Origin of the sequence: Corynebacterium oculi, from assembly GCF_001412105.1 — a bacterium.
Taxonomy (GTDB): Bacteria; Actinomycetota; Actinomycetes; order Mycobacteriales; family Mycobacteriaceae; genus Corynebacterium; species Corynebacterium oculi.
In genome coordinates this window covers 605,350-619,480 of the sequence record NZ_LKST01000001.1, presented here as the reverse complement: position 1 = coordinate 619,480, position 14,131 = coordinate 605,350, and the positions used below count along the sequence as shown (strand labels likewise).

The 14,131-nt window shown below is 65.5% G+C and carries 13 protein-coding genes; all 13 read right to left on the bottom strand.

Features of this window, described 5'->3' with window-relative positions; genetic code table 11:
- Nucleotides 1–41 precede the first annotated feature (41 nt).
- Nucleotides 42–2,324 carry a RelA/SpoT family protein gene (locus tag Cocul_RS02945; RefSeq protein WP_055121793.1) on the bottom strand — a complete coding sequence of 761 codons (2,283 nt, stop codon included), beginning with the start codon at nt 2,322–2,324 and terminating at the stop codon, nt 42–44.
- A gap of 4 nt (nt 2,325–2,328) precedes the next feature.
- A complete protein-coding gene (locus Cocul_RS02940; protein WP_055121792.1) occupies nt 2,329–2,889 on the bottom strand; it encodes an adenine phosphoribosyltransferase in 561 nt (186 codons plus the stop codon).
- A 2-nt stretch (nt 2,890–2,891) separates the two neighbouring features.
- The gene (locus tag Cocul_RS02935) at nt 2,892–4,508 is read right to left on the bottom strand and encodes an ABC transporter substrate-binding protein (RefSeq protein WP_055121791.1); all 1,617 of its coding nucleotides are present in this window, start codon (nt 4,506–4,508) and stop codon (nt 2,892–2,894) included.
- 321 nt (nt 4,509–4,829) lie between these two features.
- The gene (gene secF / locus Cocul_RS02930; RefSeq protein WP_055121790.1) at nt 4,830–5,984 is read right to left on the bottom strand and encodes a protein translocase subunit SecF; all 1,155 of its coding nucleotides are present in this window, start codon (nt 5,982–5,984) and stop codon (nt 4,830–4,832) included.
- Nucleotides 5,981–7,804 (bottom strand): protein translocase subunit SecD, encoded by a 1,824-nt coding sequence (gene secD, locus Cocul_RS02925; protein ID WP_082422123.1) that lies wholly within the window; start codon nt 7,802–7,804, stop codon nt 5,981–5,983. Before secD ends, secF begins: the two co-directional genes overlap by 4 nt.
- A gap of 168 nt (nt 7,805–7,972) precedes the next feature.
- Nucleotides 7,973–8,293, bottom strand: coding sequence for a preprotein translocase subunit YajC (gene yajC, locus Cocul_RS02920; protein WP_055121788.1), 321 nt, complete (start codon nt 8,291–8,293; stop codon nt 7,973–7,975).
- Between the two features lie 53 nt (nt 8,294–8,346).
- Nucleotides 8,347–9,402 carry a Holliday junction branch migration DNA helicase RuvB gene (ruvB, locus tag Cocul_RS02915; protein ID WP_055121787.1) on the bottom strand — a complete coding sequence of 352 codons (1,056 nt, stop codon included), beginning with the start codon at nt 9,400–9,402 and terminating at the stop codon, nt 8,347–8,349.
- A gap of 9 nt (nt 9,403–9,411) precedes the next feature.
- Nucleotides 9,412–10,026 (bottom strand): Holliday junction branch migration protein RuvA, encoded by a 615-nt coding sequence (gene ruvA / locus Cocul_RS02910; protein WP_055121786.1) that lies wholly within the window; start codon nt 10,024–10,026, stop codon nt 9,412–9,414.
- Nucleotides 10,023–10,556, bottom strand: coding sequence for a crossover junction endodeoxyribonuclease RuvC (gene ruvC / locus Cocul_RS02905; RefSeq protein ID WP_055121785.1), 534 nt, complete (start codon nt 10,554–10,556; stop codon nt 10,023–10,025). The genes ruvA and ruvC overlap by 4 nt, the downstream gene beginning before the upstream one ends.
- Before the next feature lie 127 nt (nt 10,557–10,683).
- Nucleotides 10,684–11,436: a YebC/PmpR family DNA-binding transcriptional regulator gene (locus Cocul_RS02900; RefSeq protein WP_055121784.1), complete on the bottom strand. Its 753-nt coding sequence runs from the start codon at nt 11,434–11,436 to the stop codon at nt 10,684–10,686.
- Nucleotides 11,437–11,628: 192 nt separating this feature from the next.
- On the bottom strand, nt 11,629–12,468 hold the full coding sequence (locus tag Cocul_RS02895; protein WP_245622079.1) for an acyl-CoA thioesterase: 840 nt from the start codon (nt 12,466–12,468) through the stop codon (nt 11,629–11,631).
- 86 nt (nt 12,469–12,554) lie between these two features.
- On the bottom strand, nt 12,555–13,007 hold the full coding sequence (locus tag Cocul_RS02890) for a LemA family protein (protein ID WP_055121782.1): 453 nt from the start codon (nt 13,005–13,007) through the stop codon (nt 12,555–12,557).
- Nucleotides 13,007–14,131 (bottom strand): glycosyltransferase family 4 protein, encoded by a 1,125-nt coding sequence (locus tag Cocul_RS02885; protein ID WP_055121781.1) that lies wholly within the window; start codon nt 14,129–14,131, stop codon nt 13,007–13,009. Before Cocul_RS02885 ends, Cocul_RS02890 begins: the two co-directional genes overlap by 1 nt.

Below are 14,131 nucleotides of genomic sequence, written 5' to 3'. Positions count from 1 at the left end.
GAGCAGATAATCCCCGCCGGGCGGCGGGGATTTTTTCTGCCCTAATTGGTCACCCGATACACATCAAAAACGCCCTCGGTATTGCGCAGCGTGGTAATAAGCGCCCCTAATTGCTTAGTATCCGATACCGCAAAGGTAAACCGAATGGTGGCAATGTGATCCTCGGCGGCCTGGGAATTCATGGCCATCACGGAAAGCTTCTGCTCGGTAATGGAACGGGTGAGTTCCATGAGCAGCCCCTCCCGATCCAGCGCCTCCACCTGCAAGGTGGCGCTAAACACCGAGCCCTTCTGCTCCCCGGCCCAGGCCACGGTGATGAGCCGCTGCGTCTCCGCCCGCAATTTTTCCGCGTTGGTGCAGTCGGTGCGGTGCACCGACACCCCGCCGCCGCGGGTAACAAACCCAAAGATATCGTCACCGGGCACCGGCTGGCAGCACTTGGCCAGCTTGGCCATCACGTCCGGGCTGCCCTCCACCAGGATTCCCGAGTTATCCGCCGTGGCCGTGGGCTTGGCGTTGATGATCTCGGAGAAGGGGGTGCGGTTCACCAGCTCGTCCTCGGCGGCCTCCTGATCCCCAAACACCGCCATGAGGCGGTGCGCCACCTGCTGCGCGGAGATCGTTCCCGCGCCGATGGCGGTATAGAGCGCATCCACGTCCGGGTAGTGCAGCTCCGCCGCCACCGTCTTCATGGACTGGGCGGTAAAAAGCCGGTGCAGGGGCAGGCCGCCGCGCTGCACCTCGGCGGCCAGGGCATCGCGCCCGGCCTCCAGGTGCTCCTCGCGCCGTTCCTTGCTGAACCACTGGCGGATCTTCGCCTTGGCCCGGCCGGAAACCACAAAGTCCTGCCAGTCCCGCGAGGGGCCGGCGTTTTCATCCTTAGAGGTGAAGATCTCCACGCGATCGCCGGACTTGAGCTTGGTCTCCAGGGCCACCAACTTGCCGTTGATCTTGGCCCCAATGCAGCGGTGCCCCACCTCCGTGTGCACCGCGTAGGCGAAGTCGATGGGGGTGGAATCCACCGGAAGGTTCACCACGTCCCCCTTGGGGGTGAAGGCAAAGATTTGCTTGGTGGTGAGGTCATAGCGCAGGGAATCGAGGAACTCGTTGGGGTCGGCTGCCTCCTTCTGCCAATCCAGGAGTTGGCGCATCCACGCCATCTGATCCACCTCGGCCTGATCCCCCTTGTGGGAACCCTTGGTCTCCTTGTAGCGCCAGTGAGCGGCGATGCCGAACTCCGCGTTGTAGTGCATCTCATGGGTGCGCACCTGTACTTCCAGGGGACGCCCGGAGTTGGTCATCACGGTGGTGTGCAGGGACTGATACACCCCAAAGCGCGGGGCGGAGATATAGTCTTTGAACCTTCCCGGCATGGCGGAAAAAAGCGCGTGCACCACGCCGATGGCGGCGTAGCAGTTGTGCACGTTATCCACCAGCACCCGCACGCCCACCAGGTCAAAGATCTCATCGAAGCTATGGCCGCGCACGATCATCTTCTGGTAAATAGACCAGTAATGCTTCGGGCGGCCCATCACCTCCGCCTCGATGTTATTCTCCCGCAGCGCCTCCTCTAACTGCCCCTTGATCTCCGTCAGGGCGCGATCGCGCTGCGGAGCACGGTCTGCCACCAACCGCACGATCTCGTCATACTTCTTGGGATAAAGAATGGCGAAGGAAAGATCCTCCAATTCCCACTTCACGCTGGCCATGCCCAGGCGGTGCGCCAGGGGGGCGATCACGTCAAGCGTCTGCTTGGCCTTCTTGGCCTGCTTTTCCGGGGGGAGAAAGCGCATGGTTCTCATGTTGTGCAGGCGATCGGCCACCTTAATCACCAGCACGCGGGGATCCTGAGACATCGCCACGATCATCTTGCGGATCGTTTCCGCCTCCGCCGCCGCGCCCAGGGCCACCTTGTCGAGCTTGGTCACCCCGTCCACCAGCCGGGCCACCTCCTCGCCAAAGTCTCCGGTGAGGTCCTCCAGGCTGTACTCGGTGTCCTCCACCGTGTCATGCAGCAGCGCGGCCACCAGGGTGGTGGTATCCATGCCCATCTCCGCGGCGATGGTGGCCACCGCCAGCGGGTGCGTAATATAGGGCTCCCCGGATTTGCGGTACACGCCCTCGTGCAGCCGCTCCGCGGTGGCGTAGGCGCGATCCAGCAGTTCCCCGTCCGCCTTGGGGTGAAACTGCCGGTGAATGCTCAGCAGTGGATCCAGCACCGGATTGACCTTGGTGCGGTTCCCGGTGAGGCTGCGGGCCAGGCGTGCGGACATGCCACGCATTCCCACGGCGGCTCGGGGCTTATTGGGGCGTTCCTGGGTCATGCGCTCAACGATCCTCGGGATTCGGGGGATAGACAACGGTCAACGGGCCATCCCCCAGTTTTTCCCGCCCGCCCAGGCCCGGAACCTCCAGCACCACGGCATGCCCGGCCACCACGGCCCCCACCCGTTCCAGCAGGGAACCTGCCGCCACGAGCGTGCCCCCGGTGGCCAGGACGTCGTCGATAAGCACCACCCTGCGCACCGCCAGATCCATGCCCTCGGCGGGAACCTCCAGGCAGGCCTTGCCGTATTCGAGGGCGTACTCCTCCCTTACCACCGGCGGAGGCAGCTTCCCCTTCTTCCTGATCGCCACCACACCCAGGCCCAGCTCATAGGCCACCGCGGAGCCCAGGAGGAAGCCCCGGGCGTCGAGCCCGCCGATGAGTTCCGCCCCGTACTCGCGGGCCACCCGCGCCAGAGCCACCACGATCTCATGGAAGGCCCGCGCGTCCGCCAAGGCCGGGGTGAGATCCTGAAAGATCACCCCCGGCTCGGGAAAATCCTTCACATACCGCATGGTGCGATCTAACGCCGCCACGGCCTCGGGGAATTGCGGTGTAGCCACGCTTAATCCTTACTCATCTGCCAGCGATCCAGGTTCCAGCCAATGCCGGTGAGCCCGGTGTACACGTTTACGTTACTCACCGTGGGGTCTATCACAAAGGTGCGGGGCTGCGCCGCGAGCGGAATGGCCGTCACCTCCTCCCACAGCTGGCGCTCCGCGTTGCGCAGCGCGGGGGTCTCGGTGTTTTCCAGCTCCATCTCCCCGTACTCGGCGGACGGATCGACGGCGCGCAGTACCGCGTCCATCGTCTCGGTGCCGGGGGCTGCCGTGCCCGCCAGCGACCCCAGATCGCCGCCCTCGGCCGAGGCGTCCACCACCGCGATCCCGGCGGGCTCGCAGGAGACGCGAATGGCCTCCACCATGTCCGCCTTGCGCTGATCCGGGCCCATATAGCCAATGCGCACGGTGCTCCCGCGCAGCGCCTCCGCGATACCGACGTCCACGCCCAGGTGCAGATCGGCAATATCGGCCAGCTGATGGCGCACGGGGTCGGTGGCCCCCACCACGTGCGCCGCCGTGGGCGGCACCTCCACCCCGCTGGCCTGGGAAGAGGCCTGGGCCACCGCCGCCTGATCCACGCAGGCGGCAAACTGCCCCCGGGCCTCCTTGGTGGCAAAGAGCCCATCGCTGCCCAGCAGCAACGTATCCGTGAGCGCCCCGGCCTCGGAGTACACCTCGTGCGGATCGGCCTCCTCGCCCTCGGCGGCACCCCCTATCTCGTGACTAGCGCCGTTGCTCACATCGGCCACGCGGATCCTGGTCTGCCCGCTCAGTTCCTGAACATCGCTCGTGCCCGGCCACACGGTCAGACGTTCCAGGCTCGCGGGGTCTCCGTAATAAGAATCATTACGCGCCAGCACCACCTCACCGCGATCCCCCACCTTCTCAATGCGGTACGGGCCGGCGGAGACCTGCAAGTCCGGGTCAAAGGAACCGGGATCACCGAGGTTATAGCCCTCGCGCCACACCCGCACCAGATCCACCAGGGCGGCGCGGTCATTATTCACCAGGGCGCTGGTGAGTTGCTGCTGAGACATGCCGGCCTTGCGGGCGATGGAATGAGCGGGCAGCACCTCCCCCGGCCCAAAGAGATTACGCCAGCGGCCCCCCATCTTCTGCTCAAACACCACCGTGAAGGTCTTGGCCCCCGGCGTACACTCCAGGTTTTGCACCTGCTCCATGAGCGGAAGATAGGAGCCAAAAAGCTCGGACATCTCCCCCGCCTTGTACGTCAAAAAGAAATCCGTGCAGGTAATCTCCACCCCGTCGGAAAACCTCGCATCCTCCGCGATGGTGTACACCACCTGGCGGTTTTCCCCCGGGAGCACCTGCGCCGTGGCCAAGTCCGTATTGGGGATCATCTGGCCGGAGGGCCCCGGCGTGTACACCCCGGGATACACACGCCCGGACAACACCTGGGCATTAGTAGAGGCCCCCAGGCTGCTGCCCGCATTGGACGTCAGCAACGGGGTGGACACCAAGTAGCCCGGGTAGTCCAGGGTGGAATCCTCCGGGGCGGCCTCCTCCGCCTTATCCGCGCAGGCCGCAAGCCCCCAAGCCATTGCCGCAGCGACGAAGCCGCCCACGAGCCGAGTTGCCGTCTGCCGGGCTATGCGCATAGTTGCCGTCCCTCGAACCTTTCTCCGCCTACCGGCGAACACTTTCTATCTCTCCCCTGCGAGCGCGCCGCCTCACTCCCGGTCGCCGCCTTGGCCTCCGGTCACCTCACCGCCACGCGGGAGCGCCACCACAGTGGGTCAGGATACGCCGCCCGGCGCCGGGAGTGCGGCACAGGAACCAGCAACCGACCGGAGATCGCAGCCGCAAGACCGCGAGGGGATAACGCCCCCCGAGTTTATCCTGCCGCCCCGGCCGGGCCCACACCACTACCCGCGAGGGCCACCCCTTCGGTGCCCCGCTCCCCTATGCACTCACAAGTACTACGGCCGCCAGGTCACGTTACGGCCCTCCGCCTCGGCGGCGTTCGGAAAGCGCACCACGCGCGCGCCCTGCCCTGCGGTGTGCGTGGTCTCCCCCTCCAGGGAGGCGCGCGCGGACACCGAGGCGGCAGCGCCGGGGTTACTGGCCCGGTACCGCTCCACCTCCTCGTTATGGCGGCGCACCTCCTCGGTGCGGTTGGCGATGCTCACCAGGATGGGGGTGGCCAGGAAGATCGAGGAGAACACACCCTCGATCACGCCGATGAGCTGAATGAGCGCCAGATCCTTCAGGTCGCCCACCCCCAGCATCCACACCGCCACCACCATGAGCGCCACGATGGGCAAGGCGGAGATCACGGAGGTGGAGATGGAACGCATCACCGTCTGGTTCACGGCGGCGTTGGCGGCCTCGCCGTACGTTTGGGTGCGCGACCCCATGATCCCGGCCGTGTTTTCCCGCACCTTGTCAAACACAATCACCGTGTCATAGATGGAAAAGGAGAGCACCGTGAGCAGGCCGATGATGGCCGCGGGCGAAACCTCAAAGCCAAAGAGAGCATAAATACCGGCGATCACCACGGCGTCAATAATGAGCGCGATCATCGCGGCGGCCGCCATCTCCCGCTTGAGGCGGGCGGCGATGTACACGAAGGCCAGCACCAGGAACACCACCATCGAGATCAGCATGCGCTTGGTGATGGTGGAACCCCAGGATTCGGACACCGTGGAATCACCCACCGCATCAGGGGTAGCCTTACCTGCGGCGTCCTTGGGTTGGTAGGCCTCAAAGAGCGCCAGGCGTGCCTGCTGGATCTGATCCTCGCTGAGGCGCTGGGAATTAATTTCCAGGGTGGCGGTGGAGCCGGAGCCCACCACCTGCGTGAGCTCCGGGGTCACGCCGGTAGCCTCCTCAAAGGTCTGCGTGACCTCCTCGGTGCTCAACTCCGCGGCGGGGAGGCTCATCTTGGTGCCGCCCTCAAAGTCAATGCTCATATCAAAGCCGCGCAGGCCCACCGCCGCTATGCTCAACGCGACCAAAGCCGCGGTGATCCAATACCACAGGCGGGAGCGGCTGATGAAGTCGATGCCGCCCTCACCCGTGTAGAGCCGATCAAAGAAGTTCATCCTGGGAACTGTGGTGTCGATGGTGGTCATCGTTTCTCCTCGGGAGCCTCAGGAAGCTCGGAAGCCGCAACAGCGGTGGAATCGGCCGGAGTGGCGGTGGGTTGCGCCACCGCAGCGGTCCCGGGGGCACCGGCAGCGTCCGCTTGACGGCGCGCCTGCGCCAGCGCAAAGACCTTGCCCATGCCGTTGACGGCGGGCTTGGACCAGAACGGCTTATCTGCGGCGAGCTTCATCAACGGGGCGGTGACCAGGAAGGTCACCACCAGGTCAAAGACGGTGGTCATGCCGAGGGTAAAGGCAAAGCCCTTGACCTCACCCACGGCCAGGAAGTAAATGACCACGGAGCCGATCAGCGTGACCATGTTGCCGGTAATCACCGTGCGCTTGGCGCGATCCCAACCACGGTGGGTGGCGGAACGGAAGGTGTGGCCCTCCCGCACCTCATCCTTGATGCGCTCGTAGATCACCACGAAGGAGTCCGCCGTGGCACCCAGGCCGATGATCAAACCGGCGATGCCGGAGAGATCCAGGGAATAATCCACCCAGCGACCCAGCAGCACCAACGCCCCGTACACCACGATTCCCGAGCACAGCAGCGTGAACAGGGAGATCAGGCCGTAAAGGCGGTAGTACGCAAAGACGAAGATGGTAATCGCCACCATGCCCACGATGCCCGCGATCAGGCCGGCCTTCAGGGAGGCCTCACCCAGGGAGGCCGGAATGGTCTCCGTGGTGCCGCCGGACTCGCCGTTCTCGCCCGCAAAGGAGAGCGGCAGCGCTCCATAGCGGAGGTTATTGGCCAGGGTCTGGGCCTCCTCTTGGGTGAAGTTACCCGTGATCGAGGTGGCTTCGCCCACCGGGGTGGCAGACTGAATCACCGGGGCGGAGATCACCTGGGAATCCAGGGTGATGGCCACCTGCCGACCCTTATACTCCGAGGTGAGCTTGGCCCAGGTCTCCGATCCGCCGCCGCTGGCAAAGGCAAAGTTAATCACCATCTGCCCCTGCTGGGAATCATAGCCACCAAAGATCTGCTGGCCGGTATCAATCTGCGCGCCGGAAAGACGGGTGCCGTCCTCCCCCGCCGGGCCCTCCAGCACCGGGGCGGGATCGAGAAGGATCACTCCCGACGCCCCCGCACCCCCCGCGCTGGGGTCGCAGGTAACCAGGGGCTTGGCGGGGTCATCGGTGCCCTGAAGCGGGTCGATGGAATCATCGCAGTTCAGCAGGGTGCTTGCCGCCAGCTGCGTGGTGGGATCCTCGGATTGCCGATCCTTGCGCAGCATCTCCGTGAGTTCCTGGCGGCGCTCGGTGGCCTCGATGGAGTTGGCCGGCTCCGGCTTAGCGGTGGCCGTGACCTCCGGGGCCTTGGTCTCCTCCTCGCCCTCCGGAAGGGCAGAGTTGATGTTGCCCACCATCTCCTCGATGGCGGCGGTGGCATCCTCCTTGGAGACCACGCCGTATTCCACCCAGCGGTTAGCCATGTCCCGCACCGCCTCGGGATAGGCCTTGAGGTCGGGGTTACCACCCTGAGCCACCGGGCGGAAGAGCAGCTTGGAGGTCTGGCCCAGCGCGCGAGCCTGCGAGGTATCCTCGCCCGGCACGGTGATCACCAGCGTGTTGCCGTCGGTAATCACCGAGGCACCGCTCACGCCCATGCCGTTGACGCGATTCTCCATGATCGTGCGGGCCTGCGCCAGCTGCTCCTGGGTGGGCTCATCGCCCTGGGGCACCAGGGTCACGCGCGTTCCACCCTGAAGGTCAATGCCGAGCTTGGGGGTGGCGTGGCGATCCCCGGTGAAAAAGATGAGGGCATAGACCACCATGACGAGGAGGAGGAATCCCCCCATCGCCTTCTGCGGCCAGGTGCGGCTTGCCGTCTTGGCAGCCCGTGTTCTGGGTTGTGACACTACTTATTCTCCTCAGTGGCTCGCGTCAAAGGCGCGCAGCGGATGCTTCTTTTAGGAATCCAAGCCCACATGGTACGTCATGGCCGTGGCGATAGGAACGCCCAGGTGCTAGGAGTTCTCCGGGTGATCCCGCTCCTCTGCCTGATTCTCCCCTTGCGCGGCCGCGGCGTTCTCCGCGTCCAGGTTGCGCACCACCGCCAGAAGTTCCCAGGTGGTGACCGTGCCCGGGGCGATTTCCAGTTCCACCACATCCCCCTGCACCGCGCGTACCACGCCGTGAATCCCCGAGGCGGTGACCACCCGCGTGCCGGGAGTAAGAGAGCGCTGTGTGTTCATGATCTCCTGCTGCCGCTTGCGCTGCTTGCTAATCAGCAGCATCTGCGGGACCAGGAACACCATGAGCAAACCGATAATAAAGATCCATTCCATGCCCCTTACTATCCCATGCGCGGCGGGCGGGCCGTAATCTTAGGGCCGTAATCTCAAAGGCCCATCGCTCCCTCCGGCGGCTCCAAACCCAGATGCCGCCAGGCGCTCACCGTGGCCACCCGTCCGCGACCTGTGCGCGCGATCAACCCCGCGCGCACCAGGTAGGGCTCGCACACCTCCTCCACCGTGGTGGGCTCCTCACCCACCGCGATGGCCAGCGTGTTTACCCCCACCGGGCCGCCGCCGTGCCCCCGCACGAGGGCGCTGAGCACGGCGCGGTCAAGGCGATCAAGACCCAACTCATCCACGTCAAAGATCTCTAGGGCTCCCTGGGCTGCCGCTAAGTCCACGGAACCATCGGAGTTCACCTCCGCAAAATCCCGCACGCGGCGCAAAAGCCGATTGGCGATGCGCGGGGTGCCCCGGGAGCGCGAGGCGATCTCCGTGGCGGCCTCCGTGTCTATGCGCACATCGAGGATCTGCGCCGCGCGGGTGACCACGCGGGTGAGATCGGGAACATCGTAGAACTCCATCTGCGCGGTAAACCCAAAGCGATCGCGCAGCGGCCCGGTGAGCATACCGGAGCGCGTGGTGGCTCCCACCAGGGTAAAGGGGGGAAGATCCAGGGGAATCGAAGTGGCTCCCGGCCCCTTGCCCACGATCACGTCAATGCGGAAATCCTCCATCGCCATGTACAGCATTTCCTCTGCCGGGCGAGCAATGCGGTGAATCTCGTCGATGAAGAGCACGTCCCCCTCCATCAGGTTAGACAGCATGGCCGCCAGATCGCCTGCGCGCTCCAGCGCCGGGCCGGAGGTCATGCGCAGCGAGGTTCCCAGCTCCTGCGCCACGATCATCGCCATGGTGGTCTTGCCCAGACCGGGCGGCCCGGAAAGCAGCACGTGATCCGGCACCACGCCCCTATTCTTGGCCCCCCGGAGCACCAAGGAGAGTTGCTCCCGCACCTTCCGCTGGCCGATGAACTCGCCCAGGGATTTGGGGCGCAGGTTCTTCTCAATATCCTGTTCCCCGGCGTTAAGGCGCGGGTTGACCTCTTGGGAGGGGGTTGGGGCCTGCACCTGAAACTCGGTGCGCTCAATATCAGACATCGCCCGCCCTTACTTCTTACCCAGGCTCACCAGGGCCGCCCGCAGCGCCTCCGCGGTACCCATATCGGGCTGCTGCTCCAGCACGCGATCCACGGCGGTTTGCGCCTGTTTCTCGGGAAAGCCCAGCCCCATGAGTGCTTCTACCACCTGCGCTCCATGCGCCCCGGCGGTGGAGGGGAGGGGAAGATCGAGGCCCTCGGCATCACCCGGGGCCTGCCCGCTAAACTGCGCCACCTTGTCCTTGAGTTCCACCACCATGCGCTCGGCCATGCGCTTGCCCACGCCGGGAATGCGTTGCAGCGCCTTGGTATCCCCGCCCGCGATGGCCTGGGCGAGTTCCACCGGGCTGAGCACGGATTCCGCCGCCAGGGCCAGGCGCGGCCCCAGCCCGGAGACGCTTTGCAGTACCCCGAACATCTCCCTGCTGGCGGCGTCGGCAAAGCCATAGAGCACCATCGTGTCCTCCTTGACCGCCAGCGTGGTCATCACCGTGGCCTCCTCCCCCCGGCGCAGCGTTCCGAGGGTGGCGGGGGTGGCGCGGAAGAAATATCCCACCCCCGCGCATTCGATCACGGCACCGTGGAGTTCCACGCTCGTGACGGTGCCTCGCAGTGAAGCGATCAACGGATTCCTCCTTGAGAAAGGGTAGAGCGGGTGCGCGCAAGCAGCGGGGCGCGCCAGCAGTGGCAAACCGCCAGCGCCAGGGCGTCGGCGGCATCGGCGGGCTTGGGAGGCTCGCTGAGCCCCAGGATGCGGGTAATCATGGTGGTCATTTGGCGCTTATCGGCGCGACCATTACCGGAGACCGCCTTTTTCACCTCGCTGGGGGTGTACATATGCACCGGGATACCCCGCTCGGCAGCGGCCAGCACCAGCACTCCCACGGCGTGCGCGGTATGCATCACGGTAGAGACGTTACCGCGCTCAAACACGCGCTCGATGGCCACCACATCCGGGCGGTATTCCTCCATCCACTCGGCCACCGCGCGGGAAAGACGCAGGAGGCGTTCCGATAAATCCGCCCCGGCCGGGGTGCGCACCACCCCCACCGCCACGGGTATTACCGCGCGGCCGCGTCCGGCCTCCACAATGGAGAGCCCGCAGCGCGTCAAGCCGGGGTCAATCCCCATCACCCGCAGTCCCTCTAGGTTCACGGGGCCTCCTTGCCTGTACCGCCTTATATCACCCGCACACTCGCCCCTCATTTTTAGCACATAATTACGAAAACCCCGGCGGCCGGATCCCTCCGGCGCCACCGGGGCGTCGATAAGCAGCGGATGCTTAGTCCTCCAAGGCCGCCATGACCTCGGGGCTTAGGCTCATGTTCGTGTACACGTTCTGCACATCGTCGGAGTCCTCCAGGGCATCAATGAGCCGCAGGATCTTCTTGGCGTCATCGGCCTCCAGGGGCACCTCCAGGTCGGCGCGGAAATCCTGGTCAAAGTCCTCCACCGCGATCTCCGCCGCCACCAGGGCTTCCTTAACCGCCGAGGCATCCTCCGGGGCGCTGACTACCTCAAACACCTCCCCGAGGGCGTTGACCTCCTCCGCACCCGCGTCGAGCACGGCCATGAGCACATCGTCCTCGCTCAGATCGCCCTTGAGCACCTGCACCACGCCCTTGCGGTTGAACATGTAGGACACCGCGCCGGAGTCCGCCATGTTGCCGCCGTTCTTGGTCATCGCGGTGCGTACCTCGGTGGCGGCGCGATTACGGTTGTCGGTGAGGCACTCGATCAGCATGGCTACGCCGTTGGGGCCGTAGCCCTCGTACATGATGGTCTGCCAATCCGCGCCACCGGCCTCTTCCCCAGAGCCGCGCTTGCGGGCGCGCTCGATGTTGTCATTGGGCACGGAGGCCTTCTTGGCCTTCTTAATCATGTCATCCAGGGTGGGGTTCGCCGCCGGATCGCCACCGCCGGTGCGGGCCGCCACCTCGATGTTCTTGATGAGCTTGGCAAACTCCTTGCCACGCTTGGCGTCATTAGCCGCCTTTTTGTGCTTGGTGGTTGCCCATTTAGAGTGTCCTGACATCTCGTGGGTCCTTTCTCAGCCGAGCGGCTACGGGCCTAGCAACCCACCCCGCGAGGAACGCGGGGCGGGGAGGCAGCCATAGCGCGATGTGCGGCCTTCTCCGGGTACGGTTTTCCAGCTTGCTCGATTATACGCAGTGCTTTTCCACAACGCGCACATGCCCGCCCCACCGCCACCGCGCACCCAGGGCCCCTACGCCCTGAGCGTGCGAGTCAGCCCCTCCTGCGCCACCGACGCCACCAACTGCCCTTCCTGGGTATAAATCCGCCCGGTGCACAGGGCACGCCCCTCGCTGGCACTGGGCGAAACCTGATCGTAGAGCAGCCACTGGTCCACCCGCACCGGATGGTGGAACCACAGCGCGTGATCCAGGCTGGCCATCTGCACCGGGTGGTTCCGGTGCGGGGCCATCGCCCCATACAGGATCGTCATGTCTGACATGTAGGCCAAGGCGGCGGCCTGAAAGGCGGGATCCTCCGGCAGCGGTCTGCTGGCCTTAAACCACAGCCGCTGGTGCCCATAGCCCTCGGCGGCGTGGTTTTCAATCATGCGGAACTCCCAGTCCTCCCACTCGGAGAAGAGCAGCAGGTTCTTCTGCGGCAGGTACTCCCGGCCGTCGCTCAGCCCCTCCGGCGGGGGCACCTGGGGCATGGGGGCGCTGTGGACGGGGCCGGGATCGCCGGGGCGTCGGAAGTTCACGTTACCCACGAAGAGCGTACGCTCCCCCTGGGCGGCACGTACGGCCAGGTTGGTATAACTGCGACCTCGGCGCACCGGGGTGACTTCCACCTGCATGGCCTGGGCGGCGTCGCCACCGGAGACGAAGTACCCGTGGAGGGAATCCACCACCTTCTCCCCGTCTCCCGTCTCGCCCAGGGCGGCGGTGGCCGCCGCGAGGGCCTGGCCCACCACCTGCCCGCCAAACGTCCGCTTCTGCCGCGTGCCGGAGGCGATACCCTCCCATACACCCGGTTCCGTGGGCGTGACGCCCAGAATCTTCTCCACGCTCTCCATGCGCCGCTCCTTCGTCATGCTCTAGAAGAGACTATAAGACACCTCACACCGTAGCGTCTTTATGCTTGCAGCTACACATGCGGGGCCTATGCCGCGCCGCTTCCCTAGTCCGGGCTGTGCATCAACTCAAAGTACACCGGCAGCGGCGCCGTGCCCCCCAGGCGCAGAAGCCTGACCAGGGGGCGGGTGCGCAGGGCTCGGGTATCGGTGACGGCATCGTTATAAAAGCGCCGGGCCAGTTCCACGCGCGCCGAGGCATCCACCACCTGTGCCGGCAAATCCGGCAGCACGCCCAACGATTCCTCCATGCGGGCCTCCGCCAGCGCGCGACGATCCAACGCCCGCGCCGAATAATCCGCTCCCAGGACTTCCCGCGCCTGCGCGGCCGCCTCGGGCACCAGAGCCTCTACCAGGCTGGCCCGACGATCCAGGCTAGCGTGCAGGTTTTGCAGGGCGGAATCGGTGCGAATATGAAGCCTGTTGAGGCGCTGGGCCGTAAAATACGCCCACGCCAGGATCAGGGTCAGCAGCACCGCCAGCGCAATCCAGCCGCCCATCAGCGTATCCCCACCGTGGTGCCATCGGCCACCGTTTCATACACCGCAAAGACGTCATCGGCCACCGTGGCCCAATCGTAGCGGTGGGCGCGCCGCGTTCCGGCCTCCTGCAACTGCTTCCGACGCCCCGGATCGCGCACCAGGAGCCGCAGCTTCTCCCGCAGATCGGCCGCCGAGCCATTCTTAAACAGCAGCCCCGCCGGCGCCGCTCCTTGCGCTCCTGCCGTGCCTTCCCGCCCCTCCGCGCCGCACACCGCGGCAAAGGCCTCCAGGTCGCTGGCCACCACCGCGCAGCCCGCCGCCATCGCCTCCACCAGGACGATGCCAAAACTCTCCCCGCCGGTATTAGGGGCCACGTAAATGTCCGCGCGCCCCAAAATCTCCGCCTTTTCCGCGTCGCTCACCCGGCCCACAAAATCCACCCCCGGCACGGAGCGGGGCTTGCCCCCGCCGATCACGGTCACACGCACGGGCTCCCCCAACCCGTCCAGGGCCCGCAGCAAAATATCCAGGCCCTTGCGGGATTCATCAATGCGGCCCAAAAAGACTATCTCCGGCACCCGGCCGCCGTTCTTCCCGTATCGCCGCCGCGCCTGCCGATACACCTCGGTGTCCACCCCGTTGGGGATCAGCACGGGATCGCCGCCTAGCTGCTCCACCTGCCACCGCCGGGCCATCTCCGATACCGCGATGCCCCCGCGAATCTTCTCCAGGTACGGGCGCAGCACCGGCAGGGCGACCTTCAGCAGGCGCGACCCCGCCGCGGAGGCGTGATACGTGGCCACCAAGGGGCCGGAGGCGTATATCATGGCCGCCATCGAATAGCTGGGGGAATTGGGCTCATGGATGTGCAAAACATCAAAGCGCCCGCGTTCCACGAAGGCTCGCACGTTGCTAAACACCTGCGGCCCAAAGGCCAACCGAGCCACCGAGCCATTGTAGGGAACGGGGATGGAACCCCCGCCACGCATCACATAGCCCGGCAATGGGGTGGATTCCGCCGCCGGGCCCAAAACCTCCACCTTATGCCCGCGCTCCCCCAGGATCCGCGCGAGGTCAAGGATGTGGGCCTGAACTCCGCCGGGCTCGTCGAAAGAATAGGGACAGATAATACCGATGCGCAC